Consider the following 19,793-nt stretch of genomic DNA (forward strand, 5'->3'; position numbering starts at 1 on the left):
AGCGTGAACACCCGCTGGACACAGGCCGAATGTCACGCCAGATAGCTGCATGAGCAAACGCCTCCTTTCCCGCTTCCTCGGTTCCGTCATCGAGAAGGGCGTGCTCGAAGCGCGCTTCGCCGATGGCACCACCGTCCGCTTCGGTAAGCCCGCGCAGGGCTATCCCGAACTCGCCGTCATCTTCCGCGACGGCAAGGTCCCGCGCGACATCCTGCTCGATCCCCGCATCGGCGCGGCGGAGGCCTACATGGACCAGCGCCTCGACCTTGAGGGTGGCGGCATCATGGAGCTCGTCCAGCTGCTGCGCTTCAACGCCGTGTGGGAGCGTGGCGGCAGGCTGCGCCCGCCCTCGCTCGGCCGCCGCCTCCGCAACCGCGCAAGCTTCGCCATCGGCTCGATCAACGACCGCATCGGCGCACGCAGGAACGTCGCGCATCACTACGACATCGGCAACGATCTCTACCGCCTGATGCTCGAACCCGAGCACATGCAGTACAGCTGCGCATACTGGCCCGAGGGTGTCGAGACCCTCGCCGAAGCGCAACACGCCAAGCTCGCCCATATCGCCGCCAAGCTGGCGCTGGCAGACGGGCAGCGCGTGCTCGACATCGGTTGCGGCTGGGGCGGTATGGCGATCTTCCTCGCCAAGCATTTCGACGTCGAGGTCCACGGTATCACTCTGTCCGAGGAACAGCTCGCCCTCGCCCGCAGCCGCGCCCGCGAAGCCGGAGTCGATGACCGCGTGATCTTCGAGCTGGTCGACTACCGCGATCTCGCCAAACGCGGCGAGCGGTTCGACCGCATCGTCTCGGTCGGCATGTTCGAACATGTCGGCCGCCCCCAGTTCGAGACCTTCTTCCGCGCCTGCGCCAACCTGCTGGCGGGCGACGGCGTCATGCTGGTCCACACCATCGGCCGCTTCGGCGGACCGGGCACGACCGACGCCTTCACCTCCAAGTACATCTTTCCCGGCGGCTACATCCCGGCCTTGTCGGAGACGCTGGCAGCTAGCGAGACAAGCCGGCTTATCCACTCCGACATCGAGACGCTGCGGCTGCACTACGCCAAAACCCTGCGCGAATGGTACGCCCGCTGCGAAGCCAACCGCGCGGCCATCGTCGACCTTTACGACGAGCGCTTCTACCGCATGTGGACCTTCTACCTCGCCGGCGCGACCGCCGCCTTCGAATGGGGCGGCATGGGAAATTACCAGATCCAGTACGTCCGCGACCGCCGCGCCCTGCCGATCACGCGCGACTACATGGCGGCGGCCGAGAAGCGGCTGCTGGGCGGGGATTAAAGCCGAGGTTTTGCGCCCGACAGCCGTGTAGGACGAATTGAGGCTTCGCCCCCGCACAGTCCAACGACATGGACCGCATGTTACACGGTCCAATGCGGAAAAAGCTGCGGAGGGATGTGGGTGCAGTTCGGTGCTGGCAGAACGAAGGGTGAGCGCGGCGAAAGCCATGCCCCTCGATACCTCTTCTAGGCCGTGTAGGAAAATCGCGCCTTACGCCGTTATGTGCCATTGACATACATGCCAATGACTTATAGTTGAAATGGATGCCGGAATTGCAAACCGTAGTCGAACTCCCCGAGTTTCTGCGGCGTGCGAAGTCGATCATGCGGGATGAAGAGCGCGAGGCTCTGGTCGATTTTATCGCGGCCCATCCGCGAGCGGGCATCTCGCTCGGTGGCGGTCTGAGGAAGGTCCGCATTCCCCGCGCGGGTGGCGGCAAGAGCGGCGGCTACCGGACGATCTATGTATTCGGCGGCAGGCATATGCCGCTGTTTCTCGTCACGGTGTTTGCCAAAAACGAGAAGGACAATCTGACACGGGCTGAGCAGGCTGCGGCGGTGGAACTGAGCAAGGTCCTGATCGCGCATTACGGAGACGAACAATGAGCGCATACGACAGCATCATGCAGGGGCTGAACGAAGCCCTCGATCATGCCAAGGGCAAGGACACCGGCGCACGCGTGCGTCGGGTCGAGGTGCCGCAAGTGGACGTCGCCGCCATCCGCGCGCAGACCGGCCTGTCGCAACGCGATTTCGCCCGCAGCATCGGCGTGGCCAAGGGAACGCTGCTGAACTGGGAGCACGGGCGGCGGCAACCGACGGGTCCGGCGCAAGTGCTGCTGGCGATGATTGCCAAGCGACCGTCGCTGGTGCGCGAGATGTTGCGGTGACTGCTTAGAGGTCAACAAGCCACCAGGGGTGTCTCAAAACAAGACACATGAGAGTACTTTTTCGGTCAGCATTGATATTCTAATGTTGGTTGTCATTTCCAAGTTCTCAAATAGGAACGGCCGATGGATAAAATGAACCGAACTACAGAACATGAACTAGCACTTGCAGCCATGAAGTTTCTGCAAAGTCAGCCAAACCAGTCTGCGAAAACGTCGGAAGTGAAGCGCACTATACCGAACTACGTCACACTGACTGCGGACGATCGGGCCCAATCAGACACTCGTGATAACGAGGAACTTTGGCAGCAGATAGTCGGGAACATCGTCAGCCATCGTCACGACTCCCTAGACAATGCCATAAACCGAGGATGGATCTCATACTCGGGCGGCCTTTGGACGCTGACGCCATTGGGCGCACAGCAAATCTAGCTGTAGCGAGCTTTATAGCCTGTCGGCAGCCATCTGAGTTCTGGTTGCCCAACATGTGACTTATCCCAGACAAACCAGGCATAAGCGGTTGTGCCGCTTCCCTTCCTCTCGGCTCCAGCGGGATAAAAAGTGATCCTCTCGCTGAAAACCCACACTCGCGCGGGCGGGGTCGTGTTGAAGATCGAATGCTGGCGATTTTTTCCTTCGAGAAAGGCCAGCCTAAGCAAAAGCGCAAACTTGGAATGCGCGGCATCTAAGCCTCTAAATACAAAGCCCTCCGCGGCGTTGTATGGAGGATTTGTAACTATGTTTTGTGCAGTTCGGTCGCTCGATAGGAAGTCATGGCCAGCTTCCCCATAACCTCGATCATATAAGTCAGAGCTCTCCACTCGGTAGCCGGCATCCTCAAAAACATCCGACATCGCACCATCGCCACAAGCACACTCCCAAATTGTCCCTGAGAACGGCTCGTTGTCGACCAACGCTTTCGTCGCCCAACGCGGCGTCGGGAAGAAATCCGGCCCATTAAGATCGGCGAAGCGTTTCGTCGTCGGTTTGAAACCGCCGTTGAGATTGTATGTAGCATCCATCCACATATTCTATCAGAATCAGTGGGTTAGTCAAATCCAGCTAAGTGACTCTTAAGATTCGAGAATTCGAATTTCGGGTGCCAAAAGCCTGGGAAAAAACGCTGCCTTTCAACTCAATTTCCCATTTGCCTACAGCATCACGCTCCTGCTAGCGGCGCGGCCAAGCTAGCGAAGGTGTATCCATGTCCGAGATCAAACGTGTCGTCCTCGCCTATTCGGGCGGCCTCGATACCTCCGTCATCGCCAAGTGGCTCGAGGTGGAGCGCGGGCTGGAGGTGGTCACCTTCACCGCCGATCTCGGCCAGGGCGAGGAGATCGAGCCGGCGCGCGAGAAGGCTCGCGCCATGGGCATTCCCGACAAGCACATCTTCATCGAGGACCTGCGCGAGGAATTCGTGCGCGACTTCGTCTTCCCGATGATGCGCGCCAATGCGCGTTACGAGGGCGATTACCTGCTCGGCACCAGCATCGCGCGCCCGCTGATTTCCAAGCGCCTCGTTGAGATCGCGCACGAAACCGGCGCCGATGCCATCGCCCATGGCGCGACCGGCAAGGGGAACGATCAGGTGCGCTTCGAGCTGTCGGCCTATGCGCTCGACCCGGACATCCGCGTGATCGCTCCGTGGCGCGAGTGGGACCTGACCAGCCGCACCGCGCTGATCGCCTGGGCCGAGGCGCACCAGATCGCCGTGCCCAGGGACAAGCGCGGGGAGAGCCCCTTCTCGACCGATGCGAACCTGCTCCACACCTCGAGCGAGGGGAAGGTGCTGGAGGACCCGTGGGAGGAGACGCCCGACTACGTCTATTCGCGCACCGATCATCCCGAAGATGCTCCCGATACGCCGGAATACATCACCATCGATTTCGAAAAGGGCGACGGCACGGCGCTGAACGGTGAGGCGATGAGCCCGGCGACGCTGCTCGCCGCGCTGAACGATCTCGGTCGCAAGCACGGCATCGGGCGTCTAGATCTGGTCGAGAACCGCTTCGTCGGCATGAAGAGCCGCGGTATGTACGAGACCCCGGGCGGCGAGATCTACGCCCGCGCCCATCGCGGTATCGAGCAGATCACGCTCGACCGCGGCGCGGCGCATCTCAAGGACGAGCTGATGCCGCGCTATGCCGAGCTGGTGTACAACGGCCTGTGGTTCAGCCCCGAGCGCGAAATGCTGCAGGCGGCTGTGGACCTGAGCCAGGAGAAGGTCAGCGGGACGGTTCGCCTCAAGCTCTACAAGGGCAGTGCGATGGTTGTGGGGCGCAAGTCGGCAAACTCGCTTTACTCCGAGGCGCATGTGACCTTCGAGGACGATGCGGGCGCTTACGACCAAAAGGATGCGGAAGGCTTCATCAAGCTCAACGCCCTGCGGCTGCGGCTGCTCGCCAAACGTGATCGTTAGTTGCGTTGTCGCGCGATTGTGCATTGCGATATTGCGCCTGCGAGACTGTGAGCGACAGGAATTTGCGACCGGCAGTTGAGTTATCCACTCCCGTCCACAGCGAAAACTGGCGAAAGTGGAAAAGTCGCCGGTCGGGCGGTTGCAGAATCGGGTCTTCAGGCGCAGCTTCAAGTCATCGGAACGGCGCGGAAACAAGCTGAACTGGACAGCCGAAAGGCTTGATAGATCGGAGTTTTTCCAAACCGGAATGACGTGTCGGGACCTGTCCGCGCGGTTCAAGAGACCCTCGTGCTGAAGACTTCGGTCGGACGCAAGGCGGGTCGATGACGGAACCGCGAAGGTGTTTTGATACGAGCTTGGCCAACATGGCCGGAAGCCGAAGGTGGCGTTGCGGAAAGGTCTTCGGACCGGACAACGATGTGACCGTTCGAGGCGGAAGGCCATAAACGGAAAGCCAAGCTGCGGAACCGCCTGACGAAGGCAGGTCTGCGACGGAAGCGAGGGTCCTTGCGACCTGGCGCACCCGAGCGGGTCAGCCGGAGGGTGGATCCGGATGCCGGTGCGAGCGCCGGTGACAGAACCGGAAGGGAAGTCTTCGGACGGACCAGAAGGGAAAACATCGGATGCCAAGTTACGCGTCCCTTGATCTTCGGATGAAGGAACACGGCCACGCATCGGTGAGAGTGGGGTCGGCAGTGATGCCGGCCCCATTTGCTATGCGGGCTCCTTGCCAGCGAGCGAATCCTCCCTTGCTCAACCTCTAGTGGCTAACGCTACTCCGACCCACGAAACTCGGTACGGATGCGTCTTTCGATCCCGTAAGCGCGACGAACTGTGGCGGGAATGGGGCCACCGCCCGCCGGGTTAACGACTCCCGCCGGGCCCTCCGGTATAGCCACCCGATCTGAACGGGAGGTTCATCTGATGACCAAACGCACGATCCGCGCGCTGCTTTTTGCTGCCGCCGTTACCCTTCCCGCCAGCGCGGGCCATTCGCAGAGCGCCGGGCCGATGCCCGCGACCGAAGCCGCCTTCGTCGAGCATTTCACGCCCTATTCCAGCCTCCCGCCCGAGCCGGAGGCGGCCGGCAAGGTCGTCGACCTCGGCACGTTCGACCCGCCGGTGGAGCCGGAACCTGTGCTCACCGTCCTCCAGAGCGGCGGCGCGTCCTATTATGGCCGCAAGTTCCACGGCCGCCGCACCGCCAGCGGCGAGGCGTTCGACATGCACGCAATGACCGCCGCGCACCGCACCCTGCCCTTCGGCACGCTGGTGCAGGTCACCAACCCCCGCAACGGCAAGAGCGTGACCGTCCGCATCAACGATCGCGGGCCCTTCCACGGCAACCGCGTGATCGACGTGAGCCGCGCCGCCGCCGAGCAGCTCGGCCTGATCCAGCGCGGGCATGGCCGGGTTGAGCTGGCGTTACTTGACTAGCCTCAAGCGCCGGCGGCCGCATCCGCGGCCTTAGGCTATCCTCGCTCCCTCCGGTCGCTGCGGGCGCACGGTCGGCCTTGCCGGGCCTCCGCCGGCCCGGTGCTCTAGGAGAGGCACGCGTAGCGCCACGGTGCCGTCAGCCTGGGCTCTCACTCCCCTCCCCCTCGGCCACCCACTCCCCCGCCGCGTTGCGCGTGTGGAGCGCCCAGTCCGCGCCGTAGCGCCACCAGTCTTCGTCGCCCGCTTCGAAGGCGGCCATCTGGCACCCCTCCACGTCCCACCCCTCGCCCGACAGCTCCGCGACAGGCGGCGCGTCGGCGGGGCGCGCCTCGTCCATTTCCTCGATCAGGCGAGAGACGCGCGGATAGTGCGGGCATTCGCGGCATTCCGGCCAGCTCGGCGCGGCGCAGCATAGCGCAGCGGCCCCGTCCGCCGTCTCGCCCACATTGCACACCGGCTCCCACCCCTCGGCCCCGACGCGGTAGTGCGGCTGCCCGCGATCGGTGCCGAGCCGCGCGCCGACGCAGTGACAGGGCGGTTCGGGCGGCGCATCGGAAGCCTCCGCAAGCCCCTCGCCCGCATCAGACATGGACCGCATGTTACACGGTCCAGGCGAGGAAATTGCCGGTTCACCCAAACCCCGCTCACCCTGAGCCTGTCGGAAGCGAAGCTGACCCGCAGGGTCAACGGTGGTCGCGCCAGGCCAACCTGCTTCGACAGGCTCAGCATGAGCGGTGTTGGTTGACGCCAGAGCAACCTCGATCGCTCCCCCGCGCCGCATACGGGTGAGCATGGCGTCGAAATTCTCCGCCAGCTGCTCGATCCGCGCGTCGGTGCGGAGGCGGTCGAGCCGGCCGAGATGGGCGAGCAGCAGGCGGTCGGAGAGCCGGCGGCGCGTGCCGACGAGCTCGCCGTGATACCACACCTCCTCCTCCACGCCGTTCATGGCGCAATCCGCCAGCTTCGCCTCCGCTGCCGCGCGCGCGACCACCAGCGCGGCATCCCACGCCCGCCCGAAGGCGGCGGAATTGCGCCGCGCGCGATAGCAGGTCTGGTGCGAGACCTTCACCCGCCGCGCCGCGGCCCGCACCGATCCGGTGACAGCCAGCGCCTCGAGAAACGCCACCTGCCGCTCCGCCACGAACTGCGTCTGCGGCGCATGCTCGTGCTCGGCGAAGAGATCGGTGTGGAGGACGATGGGGTGGTTGCTGAGATCGGTCATGCGGTTCACCTTGCGAATGAGGAAGGGAACCGGGTGATTTATACAGCGCGGGGGGTGTAGGACAGAACTTATAGTCCATCGCTAACTAACTGGCACTGATCCGAGCCGCAGGCGAGGCAAGGCCGACCGGCCGCCCGAGCTTATGCGAGGAAGCCAAGCGACGCGGACGCGTCGCGCCCGGCGTTTGAGGGCGTAAACAAAAGATTCCGCTGGGGTGAGAACACGATGTACCCCCTCCCGGTGAGGACCGGCGATTGGGGGCGGCTTCGATGGTGACGGGAGCGTCCATGGTCACCTCATGGGTTTGAGTGAACCAGGGTGGCGACGCGAAGGGGATTCTGTAGGACAGCGACTTCAGTCACGCCATAGCAATTGTGGTGAAATCATTCCGATTTGATCTCAAACTCATGACCATTATGGGAGACTTGGTCAAAGATTTCGTCGTAGCTCAGTCCGAATTCAAGTGCCGTTCGTCCAAGATTGGAGTGATCTCTTTTTTTGAACCATGGATCGATAAACATTGATCCAAGTGATGAAAACAGATGAAGAATTATACCGAGAATTAAGATGATCCCGAAAGCGAGATACCCATATATCGGATCAGCACCCTGAGAAAAAAATGCAACTAATGCTGAAATAGATACAAGTAATGTTGTAAAGGCTACAAAAATGAAGCGTTCGCGTAATATCTTTCGATTTGTGGTTTCGACTAAACGCTCATAGACGCCTCGAACTTTATCGCGATTTGCGATTGCGTCCGCCTCTGCTAGCTCAGCTCTCTTTTTTTCTTCTTCCGCCAATGCGTTGAGATCAGCCTCACGTTTCTGGGCCTCTTGCTCCCTGATTGCTTGCTCTGCATCCCTTTCTTGAGCGTATTCCGCAATCTGGGCTTTCCGCATTTCTTCTAGAAGGGTGGGAATATTTTTCGCATCAATCACATTGGATGATCCGAGAGTTTTGTCCATCAGCACCTGAGCAGAACGGTCGGAGGTTATAAGCACTTCCAGCTGTTCGGCCTGTTCTTCGGACAGTGTCTCCTTGAACTCGGTCACTTTCTCCACGATGTTCTTGCGTAAGGTCAGCACGCGACGGCAGGCCGAAAGGATATAACTTCGAGGAATTTCAACCTTATTCTGAGTGCCCATACGAAGCCAAACTGCAGTTGCGAGTTGCCTCGAATGAATGACCGGCCCGACATGGCTCTCGCCAATATAATTCTGCTCCCTCGCAATGCGTCTTGCAAGGTTTGGGAATGAAGGATTTCTAGTCACAACAACATGTTTGGCTTCAAATAAATCGGCAGTTCGGGTTCCACCTCTTTTTCTGAATGAGAGAGTGGCGATGAGAGCATCGTGGTGTCTCGCAGCATCATCCTTCACCCAGCCAATTTGCGAATAAAGCAATTCGTACGCGCCCTTGGTGAAAAATTTGTGCTGGTGCGGATACATGTCCAAGGTTTCCTCAACCACTGCGACGCCAAGCGGCGCAAGAAACCTTTCAGGCCGAGCTGCGACCTCGCGGACCCAAGGTTCTAAAACTTCACGTCGACGGAGCGCATCTGCTGTAGGCCCAGTCCGTTGAGACACTGGCCGACTAAGAACGGCATGCAGACTAGCCTGCATTTCGTTGACACTTTCCCGGAAGATTCGAATGGAGCCTCCAGCTTTCTTGATGCCGTCAAACATCAGCGTGACACTCTCCCGTTGAGGCTTCCCGGAGAGACCAAGAAAATCCATCGCCAGTGGAGCATCCAAATAGATAGCCAGATTTGTCTTTTCGACAGCACTTTCTGGTCTTTGAAAATCGCGAACGACTTCCGTGACCAGCCCTACTTCACTTAGCTCGATGAGAAACGGGATGTGCTCAGAACCTGAGTTGAAAAGGTGCTCAACAAACCGTGCGCTCAAGAACGTTTCTTCGGATGGCGCGCCGCCTTCAAAAGTGTCCGGGACCTCGAGGACAATCTTCTTTCCAACCTTGTAATGAGTAGTAGCCTTTTGGATTTTGTTGCCACCTGCGCGATCTAGAAGAAGCAACCAGTCAACGAGGCCATCGATAAGTTCTGCATCGGTCCTATTGACCTCACTGATCGGGGATAGTTGCCTAATGAATTCTCGGAACTCGTCAGCAAGCTTTGCTGCCGCTTCTTGAAAACTTGAGAGCTCCTCGGGTATTTTGGTAGTAGGAAGGCACTGCACAATAAATCCGGTCTTGTCGCCACTATCGACGACTTTTTTGACCCAACCACGCTGCTCAAAAATTGGCAGAAAGCCTTCGACTACCTCTTTCGTGACGCCAAGATGGTATTGGGCATTGATTTCTTGCGCTAGCGCTTTCGGGTCAAACACTCCGCCATTGAATTTGGCGAGATCCGGCTCGAAGAGGGTGGCTAGAGGATATCGAATATCTGGCTGATTGTCTCGCAACGCTTCAAGCGTCGCGAAGACGGTCACAGCTTTCGTACTAAGTGCCATTGCGACTTCCAATAAAGCTATCCTTCTCTTGGATAACGAGTCGATCCGGTACCGCTAGCCCCCTCAGATAAGTTCATCCACAATCCAAGCGGGTTAGATTCCTACTCCGCCGCCTCCCGCTGCCGCTTGTGCTTCGGCTTGAGATACTGGCCGGCCCTACTCCGCCACCACCATCAACTGCCCCCGCACCGCCCCCGCCGGATATGCCTCATTATGCAGGTTCACATAAAACCCGCCCGGGTTGGCGAGGATGCGGCGGGCCAGTCCTGCGTCGATTTCGGTGCAGGCATTGGCGCGCTGGCCCATTTGCGGGGTGATCAGCGGGGCGACGATACCTCCGGCAACGCCCGCCACGCCTTCGTGGATATGGGCGGCGGTGATGAGGTCCGTGCCGCGCGCTTCCATCTGGTAGCACATGCGGCCCTGCGGGTTGAGCGCGGCGAGGAAGTCGCCCGAGCCGTCGGGATCGCCGAGGCGGGGGACTTCGTTGGCGCCGTCGAGGCTGGCGGACAGGCGCGTGCCGAAGTCCAGCGGGTCGCGCTCGGCATGGGTGGCGCAGGCCGACAGCGCGAGGGCGGAAGCCGCGGCGAGTGCGGTGGCGGCGGCGGATTTCAGGCGGTTCATGGCTCTCTCCCCTTGGCTTGCGCCCGACCCTAGGCCGGGGGCGCGCAAGGGGGAAGCGGAAACGCCCGCGCTACTCCGCCGCTTCCCGCGTACGCTCGCCCGCCCGCTGGCCCGCACGCTCGAGCATGGGGGCGAGGTGCTGGCCGGTGTAGGAGGCATCGACCTTCGCGACATCCTCCGGCCCTTCGACTACGCCGCTGCTACGCATCGGCTTCGCTCAGGACAGGCTTGTCCCGGGTCGCCCTGTCCAGCAGCGGTTTGAGATATTGGCCGGTGTAACTTCTCTCATTGAGAGCAACCTCTTCCGGGACACCCTGCGCGACGATCTCCCCGCCGCGCACACCGCCGCCGGGGCCGAGGTCGAGAATGTGGTCTGCGGTCCCTTCGACAAGCTCAGGACAGGCTTGATCGTGGACGATCACATTCACTCGGCGGCTTCTTTCGCCCTCTCCAGCATCGGTTGCAAATAACGTCCAGTGTAGCTTTCGGGCACAGCGGCGACCTCTTCGGGTGTGCCTTGGGCGACCACTTCGCCTCCTCGCACACCTCCCCCCGGACCGAGATCAAGAATGTGATCGGCTGTTTTTATCACGTCGAGATTGTGCTCGATCACGACGACCGAATTGCCCTGGTCCACCAGCCGGTGCAGCACTTCGAGGAGCTTGCGGACATCCTCGAAATGGAGGCCCGTGGTCGGCTCGTCGAGGATGTAGAGCGTCTGCCCGGTGCTGCGCTTGCTGAGTTCCTTGGCGAGCTTCACGCGCTGCGCCTCGCCGCCGGACAGCGTGGTCGCCTGCTGGCCGACCTTGACGTAGCCGAGGCCGACCTCGTTCAGCATGTGCATCTTGTCGCGGATCGGGGGGACGGCCTTGAAGAAGCCTTCCGCGTCCTCGATCGTCATGTCGAGCACGTCGGCGATGGAGTGGCCCTTGAATTTCACCTCCAGCGTTTCGCGGTTGTAGCGCTTGCCGCCGCATTCCTCGCAGGTGACGTAGACGTCGGGCAGGAAGTGCATCTCGATCTTGATGAGGCCATCGCCCTGGCACGCCTCGCAGCGGCCGCCCTTGACGTTGAAGCTGAAGCGCCCCGGCTTGTAACCGCGCGCCTGCGCTTCGGGGAGGCCGGCGAACCAGTCGCGGATCTGGGTGAAGGCGCCGGTATAGGTCGCCGGGTTGGAGCGCGGGGTGCGGCCGATGGGCGACTGGTCGATCTCGATCACCTTGTCGCAATATTCGAGGCCGGTGACCTTGTCGTGCGCGCCCGCGACCACGCGAGCGCCGTTCAGTTGGCGTGCGGCGGAGGCGTAGAGCGTGTCGATGGTGAAGGACGACTTGCCGCTGCCCGAGACGCCGGTGATGCAGGTGAAGGTGCCGAGCGGGATGGAAGCGGTGACGTCGTTCAAGTTGTTCGCCCGCGCGCCGTGGACGGTGAGCTCGTGCCCGTTGCCCTTGCGGCGAGTGCTCGGGACGGCAATCTCGCGCCGCCCGGTGAGATAGGCCGCGGTGAGCGACTTCTTCGACTTGAGCACCTGTTTCAGCGTGCCCTGCGCCACCACCTCGCCGCCATGCACGCCCGCGCCGGGGCCGAGATCGACCACATGGTCGGCGGTGCGGATAGCGTCCTCGTCATGCTCGACCACGATCACCGTATTGCCGAGATCGCGCAGGCGCTTGAGAGTCTCGAGCAGCCGGTCGTTGTCGCGCTGGTGGAGGCCGATGCTGGGCTCGTCGAGCACGTAGAGGACGCCCGAAAGGCCTGAGCCGATCTGGCTGGCGAGGCGAATACGCTGGCTTTCGCCGCCGGAGAGCGTGCCGCTGGTGCGGTCGAGGTTGAGGTAGTCGAGCCCGACGTTGTCGAGGAACCCCAGCCGCTCGTTGATCTCCTTCAGGATGGCCTTGGCGATCTGCTGCTGCGTATCGTTGAGCGCATCGGGGAGCTTGAGGAAATAGTCCTTCGCATCGGCCACGCTCATCTTGGTGGGGGTGGCAATGTCGGTGCCGGCGATCTTCACCGCCAGCGCCTTCTCGTTGAGGCGCTTGCCGTGGCAGGTCTCGCACGGTTGCGCGGTCTGGAACTTGGCCAGCTCCTCGCGCATCCACGCGCTTTCGGTCTGCAGCATACGGCGGTTGAGGTTGCCGATCACGCCTTCGAACGGCTTCTTCACCGTGTACTGCTTGCGCCCGTCCTTGAAGGTGAGCGGGATGGCGCGGCCCTTGGTGCCGTAGAGGATGATGTCGCGGATTTCCTTGTCGAATTCCTCCCACGGGGTGGTGAGATCGAACTCGTATTCCTTCGCGAGGCTGGCGAGCACCTGCATGTAATATGGGCTCGGCGGGTTGGACTTGGCCCAGGGCACCACCGCGCCCTTCTTCAGGCTTAGCGCCTCGTTGGGCACGACCAGCTGCGGGTCGAACAGCTGCTTCTCGCCGATGCCGTCGCAGGTCGGGCAGGCCCCCTGCGGCGCGTTGAAGGAGAACAGGCGCGGCTCGACTTCCTCGATGGTGAAGCCGGAGACAGGACAGGAGAAGCGTTCGGAGAAGACAATGCGATTGTCGGGTAACCCCGCCCCTTTCATCGCGCCGCCCTTCCCGGCATCCGGACCGATGGTCGCGGGGCGCACGTCCTGCCGCTCCGCCAGCGCCTCAGCCACGGTCGTGTCGGCGAGATCGACATAGGCCAGCCCGTCCGCCAGCTTCAGCGCCGTCTCGAAACTGTCCGCCAGGCGCGTCTCCAGCCCCGCCTTCACCGCGAGGCGGTCGACCACCACTTCGATGTCGTGCTTGAACTTCTTGTCGAGCGCGGGCGCGTCCTCGATCGCATACATCTCGCCGTCGATGCGCACGCGGGTGAAGCCGGCCTTCTGCCACTCGGCCAGTTCCTTCCGGTATTCGCCCTTGCGCCCGCGCACCACCGGCGCGAGCAGGTAGAGCCTCGTCCCCTCGGGCAGCGCCATCACCCGGTCTACCATGTTGGACACCGTCTGCGCCTCGATCGGCAGGCCGGTGGCGGGCGAGTACGGCACCCCCACCCTCGCCCACAGCAGGCGCATGTAGTCGTAGATCTCGGTCACCGTCGCCACGGTACTGCGCGGATTGCGGCTGGTGGTCTTCTGCTCAATCGAGATTGCAGGAGAGAGCCCGTCGATATGCTCGACATCGGGCTTCTGCATCATCTCGAGGAACTGGCGCGCATAGGCGCTCAAGCTCTCGACATAGCGCCGCTGACCCTCGGCATAGATCGTGTCGAACGCCAGGCTCGACTTGCCCGAGCCGGACAAGCCGGTGATCACGATCAGGCTATCGCGCGGCAAGTCGATATCGACGCCCTTGAGATTGTGTTCACGAGCGCCGCGGACGGAAATTTTGGTGAGTGCCATGAAGCAAAGTGTTCCGCAGATGTTCCAATAAATCAAGCTGGCGCGCAGCCAGTTGAAAAATTCTATGTCTTTTGGTCATGCCGGATGTGGGGCCTTTATGACGCTGCACAAGGTCGCAGGACGCGTTTCGATCCCACCGCTGTCGCCCAAGTCTCCAAACCTACCTATTCTCCGAATTCCGGTATGCGCGTATCCGCTGATATAAACATGCTCACGAATTAGGTTGCTCCCTCCCATTCGAAAATCGGGGCAACTCGGGTGAGTTGCCGTTGATTTGGGCAGTAGAAAAAGGCATTGGGTCTTCAAATTAAGGAAGGGGTCGAGTTTTGGGTGTAACAGTAGTAAATCCGGACAATTCTTTCGTTGCGACGGAAGAGGACGATAGCGTCACATTTAATAACAACCACAACGGAGCTAGCCGCATCGATGCGTTGGGCGGCGTGGATACGCTGATCGTAGATCATCGCACCCAGGGCCGCTCTATTATAGAGGCTGCGCAACTGAGTGGCGGCTCTTTCAACGGGACCGCAAAGACGTCCTCCGGCTACACAACCACGTTTTTTTCCAATTTCGAAATTCTGGATTTCACTGGATCGAATGTGGATGACCGGCATCTGTTAAGGCTGCAAGATTTTGCACTGGAACGGTCCATTAAGTTCGATGGGTGGGATGGGATCGACTTGTTGACCCTCGCTTTCGGCGCGACGTCCGGTGACTGGACATTCGATGCTAGCGGGGCAACAATCTTCAGCAGCGTCGGCTCCTTCTCGAACTACGAGCAGTTCAGGCTCTATGGGGGAAGCGGAAACGACTCTATTACCAGTGGCGACCTCGACGACGAACTTCGGGGTGGCGGAGGTACAAATATCCTAAAGGCGGGAGCAGGCGATGATACCGTCCGATCCGAATCAACCACCGACTACGCGGATGGCGGCAGCGGGACCGACTATTGGGAGGCGGTTTTCGGCGCTCCAGCGTTTGGTACTCAGGTGGCGATCGGTCTCGAAGTATTCGTGGATGGTGCGCTCGCAGCTACTAATTTCGAGAGTTATCGCGTCACCACAGGTATAGGTGACGATACCATAACTGTTTCTACCACGAACGCGGTTGCCGCCAGGGGCGGTCGCGGGATGGATACGATTGTCGCCCAGTATTCGGACGATACCGACGCAATTTATTTCCGTGCTTATATTACTCACACGGGATCGATCTCAGGCTCGGTGGGCGAGACCGGTGCTAACTACTGGTTAGCCTTTGATGAGATGGAAGAAGTAGCGTTCCTGGGGGGTTCGGGTGACGACTTCTTCAAGCTTGAATATGGCATGACCGGAGATGCAATAAGCATGATCGATGGTGGAGCAGGAAACGATCATCTTGAGTTCGACCTGCGAGGCTTGAGTGGTGATACGCGATTTATCGTCAATGCGGACGGCTTCGTCGACAGTAATCGTGGCAGTTTCTCGCAAATCGAGACGTTTCGTTTCGAAATGGGAGACGGCGACGATCTTGTGGCCACCGGAGATGGCGCCGATTATGTAGACGGGAATGGTGGTGCCGACGACATTTCAGGCGGGAATGGCGATGATGTCCTCTTCGGAGGAGCGCAATCGGACATACTCCGCGGCGGAGCTGGAAACGACAGTCTGACCGGCACTACCGGTTACGTTGAGACGGACGACGCAAACCAGCTATTCGGGGATGAAGGAGATGATGTCCTTTACGCGGGATTGGGCAACGACCTACTTGATGGTGGGGAGGGTCGCGATACCGTCGACTATACGTATTTTCGCGTTGGTGTGAGCGTTTCCCTGGCGGAGCCAAACGCCTTGCAAGAAGTTGCGACAGACGTATTTCATCGCCTGACCGATATCGAACATTTGAGGGGTTCGCACGCATCTGACAACCTCACAGGCTCCGGCGCCGCGAATGTCATCGAAGGAAGATACGGCAACGATCGCATCTTCGGCCTCTACGGCGCGGATCGTCTCTTCGGGGGTGATGGCAACGACGAACTGATCGGAGGGATAGGCTACGACTGGCTCGAAGGCGGCGACGGAGCGGACCGGCTTTTCGGCAACAATGGCAACGACACCATGCTTGGCGGAGTCGGCAACGACCTCATCCGGGGCAATTACGGCCACGATACGATCGACGGCGGTGACGGCGACGACGACATCGACGGCGGTGTCGGTATGGACACGATCGACGGCGGTCTCGGCAACGACACGATCAACGGCGGAACCGGCATCGACACGATCTATGGCGGCGATGGCGACGACATCATCACCGGCGCGGCGGGCGATGACACGATCGACGGCGGCAATGGCTATGACCGGATCGACGGCGGAGTCGGTATGGATACGATCCGCGGCGGCGAAGGGCGCGACACGATCTCCGGCGCAGGCGGCGACGACTATATCGACGGTGGCTCCTGGGCGGATGTCCTTTTTGGCGATGCCGGTGCCGATCTTCTGTACGGCGGGACGGGGAACGATAGCCTCGATGGCGGCAGCGGAGCTGACGACCTGTTCGGCGAAGGCGGGAACGATACCCTCACCGGCGGCTTCGGCGTCGATACGCTGACCGGTGGGACGGGCGGCGATACGTTCGTCTTCGCCTCGCTCGGCCACAGCAGCTCCAGCGCCGGTGCGGCCGACACGATCACCGACTTCTCCAAGGCGCAGGGCGACATCATCGACCTGTCGGCAATCGATGCCAATGCCAATGTCGGCGGCAACCAAGGCTTCGCCTTCGTCGGCCAGGCCGCCTTCAGCGGTACGGCGGGCGAGCTGCGCTACGAATACGATGGCGGCGGCGATACTCTGCTACTGCTCGACGTCGACGGAGACGGATCGTCCGACATGACCGTCCGCCTGACCGGCGAGATCGCGCTCACCGGCGCGCAGTTCGGCGGGCTTGCGGCGGCCGACCTGCCCGATGCCAAGAGCGCAGGTGACATGGCTCCGGCATTGGTGGGCGGCTTCGAGGCACACACCATCGGCGGTGCGGATTTCTTCTACTGATCGCGCCGCCAAGCATCAAAGCGACATGCGGGCCCGGCCACCAACAGGTGGTTCGGGCCTTGCTTTATCGAGAAGACTCGACAGTCGCATGGCTCGGGGGCGGAGCACCTCGTTGATACGCTGTCGATTACGCGGTAACGCTTTCGAATGGGGGTCACTGCAGAACAGCTTGCACGACGCTGCGAAGCGGCGGGTTTCGGCGAATATTGCTGCCAGGATCTCCTCCGCGACATCGCCGAATGGGTCGGCGGATCCAAGGCCATGCTACTTGGCATGCCGGGCGGTGGACCCTATCGCCGCTCGCTCGACTGGAACCACGACCGAGTGGCTATCGAGCGCTATAATTCGCACTATAACCGGTTCGATCCTCGGAGCGGCCTTTCTTTGCTTACGCCGGTCCACCAGTCGCAGCTCGGTCAGCAATATGTCCGCAACGAGAATATCGAGCACACCGAATATTTCGAAGCAATCAATCGTTTCGGCGATGTGCGCGACAGCGTGCACGGCATCATCGGCGACGATGCGGAATTCGGGCGCCAGTCGATCAGCGTACAGCGCGGCTTCGGCGAAGCCTATTTCGAACTGGCCGAAGCCGACCGGCTGAGCGCCCTGCTCCCGATCCTGGAGAAAGCGCTGCGCAATTCGTTGCGGGCCGCGCGCTTGCTCAGCGCACATCGCGATCCGGGTGATTTCGCCTATCTCGTCGTCGATCGCGGGCTGGCGCTCAGATATGCCGACCATGGCGGATGCGACAGCGGGACCCTGGGTGGAGCGGCCCTGTTCATCGCTCGCGACCGGCTGGCCGGTATGGACTGCGCGACTCTCGCCGTGGTCGAGTCAGCGGTTGCCAAGGCGCTGGAAGGAGAGACCTTGTCGTTTCGGTTGGGCGGTGCGTCCATAGAGGTCTCACCCCTGCCCTCCCCCTTGCAGTGGATGGGATCGGACAGCGTGTTCCTGTCGATAGCCCGGGCGCGCGATGCCATCACGTCGCGCGCAAAGCTGTTTGCGGCGTTCCACAATTTCACCGAGCGCGAGACCGCCATCCTCGAAGTCCTCATGCGCGAGACCGATATGCGCCGCGCCGGGCAAGCCATCGGTATCAGCTACGAAACCCTGCGCTGGCATGTGAAAAACATGTGCCACAAAGCGCATCAAGCCCGCCGCGAAAGCCTGATCATCGCAGCGCTGAGCGGCGATTTCGGAGCCGCTGGCGGCTGAGAACCCTAGTAAGTCGTAAATTCATTCTGTCAGATAACGTTCGAAGAACGTTGGAGCAGGCCGCCCCCCCCCGACCGTGCTGCATAAACGACGAAGTGGGGACCAAATCCTGTCCTTCGTCCGTTCTGTAATCAAAGACATAGCGTTCGAGGGCCTAGGGGTTCCGAGCTCGCGGGGCATCAGGTCAACGGGGCGCGCTGATAAGCAGTTACGGAAAGCAGTACTCGCCCTATGGCCGAGAAACAGGAGAATATTACGCCGCGCCCAGCCCAATCGGAGCGCCTTAAAGCTCTGCTGGCGGACCTCGGTCGTCCGCTCGAGCCGGGAGATTGGGAACGAAAGCAAGCATCTGGTGACGATACACAATCGCGCAACCCGATCAAACGTCTTGTCAAGGCCAGGCGTCATCGTAAGGACCTGAAACAGGCACGACGGGCGGCTCAGAAAGCATTCGGGGTAAAACCGCGGCATTCCACGCGCCGTCAGGCCACCATAATGCTCACCGCTGGCGCGCTCGGCCTCACTGCATTTACCGGACCGCAATTACCGAAAACCAACAAGGGACAGCCGATCGCGGCCACCTCACTGGTCGTCGACGCCGCAGAAACGCGCAAGCCCGCTGCGCTGCTGAAAGCGAGTGACAACTTCAAACAAGCTCTAATTCAGGAAGAAGGCGTCCGCTACACCGTTTATCGGGACGTAGCCGGGTATCCCACTGTCGGGGTCGGCCATCTCGTCGAACCGGAAGACAACCTCCGTGTCGGCGATACTATCAGCGAAGACCGCGCGATGGCATTTCTGACCGCAGACCTCGCAGAGGCAGAGCGCGGCGTGCGCCAGCTCGTCGGTGCACTCCCGCTCTATCAGCACGAATTCGATGCCCTCGTGGATCTCGTCTACAACGTCGGCATCGGCAATGTCTCTCCGGAACAAAGCCCGAGACTGAACGCGGCGATCGATGCGGGAGACTATGACGAGGTAGCTTCGCAGCTCGACTACACCCATGCTGGTGGCGCTGTCGCGAGGGGGCTGCAGTTCCGGTCCGAACGGCGTGCTGCGATCTTCGCCGAAGCCGAATATGAGGACCCGCGCGAGACTGGCACTGCCAGCCAGAACGCCTGACATTTCGTAATCGGGAGCGCGTTATGTAAGGGCGAGGTATGACCCACCGTCTGTTCATCGCATTGCGCCCTCCGCCTCCTGTTCGCGACCGACTGATCGACAGTATGGAGAGAGTGACAGGCGCGCGCTGGCAGGATGACGACCAGTTGCACCTCACTTTGCGGTATGTCGGAGAGGTCGACAGGCACCGCGCAAACGATCTTGCCGAAGCGCTCGGCGACTTGCGCATGCCGTCTTTCGAAATCGAGCTGGTCGGTACGGGCGTTTTCGAACGCAAGGGCAAACCGCACCTGCTCTGGGCTGGTGTCGAGCCGAACGAGGCACTCCGGCGTCTGCAGAAGAAGATCGAACGCATTTGCCAGAGCGTGAGGATCGAGCCCGAACACCGCAAGTTCATGCCTCACGTCACCCTGGCGCGGCTCAATTCGTCCAGCGGCCCGGTCGGCAGCTTCCTCGCCGACACTGCGACCACCCGTTTCGGTAGCTGGCAAGCGAGCTCCTTCGGTCTGTTCGAGAGCCACTTGCGCGAGCAAGGATCGCTCTACACCGAAGTTGTCGATTATCCGCTCGGCGCGGTAGCCTGAGCCATTCAGGAACCCGCAAGGCCCGATGCCGTTCGATAAAGCGTGCACAAGCGCCGACCGGCGACATGCGTTCGCTTGCTCCAAGCCACGCAATCCGGTCCAAGCGCG

General features: G+C 61.1%; 15 protein-coding genes and 1 pseudogene. 9 read left to right on the top strand and 7 right to left on the bottom strand.

Features of this window, described 5'->3' with window-relative positions:
- Window positions 1–49 precede the first annotated feature (49 nt).
- From ACSH0F_RS07695 to nadS, 3 genes are all read left to right on the top strand, one after another.
- Complete coding sequence (locus tag ACSH0F_RS07695) at window positions 50–1,300, top strand: class I SAM-dependent methyltransferase (protein WP_435201509.1); 1,251 nt, start codon at window positions 50–52, stop codon at window positions 1,298–1,300.
- Window positions 1,301–1,563: 263 nt separating this feature from the next.
- Entirely contained in the window at window positions 1,564–1,905 is a 342-nt protein-coding gene (locus ACSH0F_RS07700; protein WP_435201510.1) for a type II toxin-antitoxin system RelE/ParE family toxin, read from the top strand.
- The gene (gene nadS / locus ACSH0F_RS07705) at window positions 1,902–2,189 is read left to right on the top strand and encodes a NadS family protein (protein WP_435201512.1); all 288 of its coding nucleotides are present in this window, start codon (window positions 1,902–1,904) and stop codon (window positions 2,187–2,189) included. The genes ACSH0F_RS07700 and nadS overlap by 4 nt, the downstream gene beginning before the upstream one ends.
- Before the next feature lie 425 nt (window positions 2,190–2,614).
- Here nadS and ACSH0F_RS07710 read toward each other — a convergent pair whose 3' ends face one another.
- Window positions 2,615–3,208, bottom strand: coding sequence for a hypothetical protein (locus tag ACSH0F_RS07710; RefSeq protein WP_435201514.1), 594 nt, complete (start codon window positions 3,206–3,208; stop codon window positions 2,615–2,617).
- 182 nt (window positions 3,209–3,390) lie between these two features.
- On the opposite strand from ACSH0F_RS07710, the gene ACSH0F_RS07715 reads away from it, so the two are divergent.
- On the top strand, window positions 3,391–4,605 hold the full coding sequence (locus tag ACSH0F_RS07715; RefSeq protein ID WP_435201515.1) for an argininosuccinate synthase: 1,215 nt from the start codon (window positions 3,391–3,393) through the stop codon (window positions 4,603–4,605).
- A gap of 924 nt (window positions 4,606–5,529) precedes the next feature.
- Window positions 5,530–6,042: a septal ring lytic transglycosylase RlpA family protein gene (locus ACSH0F_RS07720; protein WP_435201517.1), complete on the top strand. Its 513-nt coding sequence runs from the start codon at window positions 5,530–5,532 to the stop codon at window positions 6,040–6,042.
- Between the two features lie 136 nt (window positions 6,043–6,178).
- Here the strand turns inward: ACSH0F_RS07720 and ACSH0F_RS07725 are convergent, their stop codons facing one another.
- The 6 genes and pseudogenes from ACSH0F_RS07725 to uvrA all read right to left on the bottom strand — a co-directional run bounded on the left by ACSH0F_RS07725 (window position 6,179) and on the right by uvrA (window position 13,738).
- Entirely contained in the window at window positions 6,179–7,264 is a 1,086-nt protein-coding gene (locus tag ACSH0F_RS07725) for a hypothetical protein (RefSeq protein ID WP_435201519.1), read from the bottom strand.
- A gap of 383 nt (window positions 7,265–7,647) precedes the next feature.
- Window positions 7,648–9,750 carry a hypothetical protein gene (locus ACSH0F_RS07730; protein WP_435201520.1) on the bottom strand — a complete coding sequence of 701 codons (2,103 nt, stop codon included), beginning with the start codon at window positions 9,748–9,750 and terminating at the stop codon, window positions 7,648–7,650.
- A 144-nt stretch (window positions 9,751–9,894) separates the two neighbouring features.
- Window positions 9,895–10,362 (bottom strand): CHRD domain-containing protein, encoded by a 468-nt coding sequence (locus ACSH0F_RS07735; RefSeq protein ID WP_435201521.1) that lies wholly within the window; start codon window positions 10,360–10,362, stop codon window positions 9,895–9,897.
- A 70-nt stretch (window positions 10,363–10,432) separates the two neighbouring features.
- Window positions 10,433–10,570: a hypothetical protein gene (locus tag ACSH0F_RS07740; RefSeq protein WP_435201523.1), complete on the bottom strand. Its 138-nt coding sequence runs from the start codon at window positions 10,568–10,570 to the stop codon at window positions 10,433–10,435.
- Window positions 10,563–10,742: pseudogene (locus tag ACSH0F_RS07745) on the bottom strand (hypothetical protein); the annotation flags it as partial. The pseudogene ACSH0F_RS07745 and the gene ACSH0F_RS07740, both read right to left, overlap by 8 nt.
- A gap of 44 nt (window positions 10,743–10,786) precedes the next feature.
- The gene (gene uvrA, locus ACSH0F_RS07750; RefSeq protein ID WP_435201525.1) at window positions 10,787–13,738 is read right to left on the bottom strand and encodes an excinuclease ABC subunit UvrA; all 2,952 of its coding nucleotides are present in this window, start codon (window positions 13,736–13,738) and stop codon (window positions 10,787–10,789) included.
- Between the two features lie 326 nt (window positions 13,739–14,064).
- Between uvrA and ACSH0F_RS07755 the strand changes: the two genes are divergently transcribed.
- The 4 genes from ACSH0F_RS07755 to thpR all read left to right on the top strand — a co-directional run bounded on the left by ACSH0F_RS07755 (window position 14,065) and on the right by thpR (window position 19,685).
- Window positions 14,065–16,761 carry a calcium-binding protein gene (locus ACSH0F_RS07755; protein ID WP_435201527.1) on the top strand — a complete coding sequence of 899 codons (2,697 nt, stop codon included), beginning with the start codon at window positions 14,065–14,067 and terminating at the stop codon, window positions 16,759–16,761.
- A gap of 147 nt (window positions 16,762–16,908) precedes the next feature.
- Entirely contained in the window at window positions 16,909–17,979 is a 1,071-nt protein-coding gene (locus ACSH0F_RS07760; RefSeq protein ID WP_435201529.1) for a helix-turn-helix transcriptional regulator, read from the top strand.
- Window positions 17,980–18,210: 231 nt separating this feature from the next.
- Complete coding sequence (locus ACSH0F_RS07765; protein WP_435201531.1) at window positions 18,211–19,101, top strand: lysozyme; 891 nt, start codon at window positions 18,211–18,213, stop codon at window positions 19,099–19,101.
- Window positions 19,102–19,139: 38 nt separating this feature from the next.
- Window positions 19,140–19,685, top strand: coding sequence for an RNA 2',3'-cyclic phosphodiesterase (gene thpR, locus ACSH0F_RS07770; protein ID WP_435201533.1), 546 nt, complete (start codon window positions 19,140–19,142; stop codon window positions 19,683–19,685).
- The last annotated feature ends 108 nt before the right edge of the window (window positions 19,686–19,793 follow it).

This window comes from Qipengyuania sp. 902 (assembly GCF_051195295.1).
Taxonomy (GTDB): domain Bacteria; phylum Pseudomonadota; class Alphaproteobacteria; order Sphingomonadales; family Sphingomonadaceae; genus Qipengyuania.

Excerpts from the sequence above, each read along its gene's own strand:
- ACSH0F_RS07695 (WP_435201509.1), top strand. The coding sequence starts at position 50 with ATGAGCAAACGCCTCCTTTCCCGCTTCCTCGGTTCCGTCATCGAGAAG.
- ACSH0F_RS07700 (WP_435201510.1), top strand. The coding sequence starts at position 1,564 with ATGCCGGAATTGCAAACCGTAGTCGAACTCCCCGAGTTTCTGCGGCGT.
- nadS (WP_435201512.1), top strand. The coding sequence starts at position 1,902 with ATGAGCGCATACGACAGCATCATGCAGGGGCTGAACGAAGCCCTCGAT.
- ACSH0F_RS07710 (WP_435201514.1), bottom strand. The coding sequence starts at position 3,208 with ATGGATGCTACATACAATCTCAACGGCGGTTTCAAACCGACGACGAAA.
- ACSH0F_RS07715 (WP_435201515.1), top strand. The coding sequence starts at position 3,391 with ATGTCCGAGATCAAACGTGTCGTCCTCGCCTATTCGGGCGGCCTCGAT.
- ACSH0F_RS07720 (WP_435201517.1), top strand. The coding sequence starts at position 5,530 with ATGACCAAACGCACGATCCGCGCGCTGCTTTTTGCTGCCGCCGTTACC.
- ACSH0F_RS07725 (WP_435201519.1), bottom strand. The coding sequence starts at position 7,264 with ATGACCGATCTCAGCAACCACCCCATCGTCCTCCACACCGATCTCTTC.
- ACSH0F_RS07735 (WP_435201521.1), bottom strand. The coding sequence starts at position 10,362 with ATGAACCGCCTGAAATCCGCCGCCGCCACCGCACTCGCCGCGGCTTCC.
- ACSH0F_RS07740 (WP_435201523.1), bottom strand. The coding sequence starts at position 10,570 with ATGCGTAGCAGCGGCGTAGTCGAAGGGCCGGAGGATGTCGCGAAGGTC.
- uvrA (WP_435201525.1), bottom strand. The coding sequence starts at position 13,738 with ATGGCACTCACCAAAATTTCCGTCCGCGGCGCTCGTGAACACAATCTC.
- ACSH0F_RS07760 (WP_435201529.1), top strand. The coding sequence starts at position 16,909 with ATGGGGGTCACTGCAGAACAGCTTGCACGACGCTGCGAAGCGGCGGGT.
- ACSH0F_RS07765 (WP_435201531.1), top strand. The coding sequence starts at position 18,211 with ATGGCCGAGAAACAGGAGAATATTACGCCGCGCCCAGCCCAATCGGAG.
- thpR (WP_435201533.1), top strand. The coding sequence starts at position 19,140 with ATGACCCACCGTCTGTTCATCGCATTGCGCCCTCCGCCTCCTGTTCGC.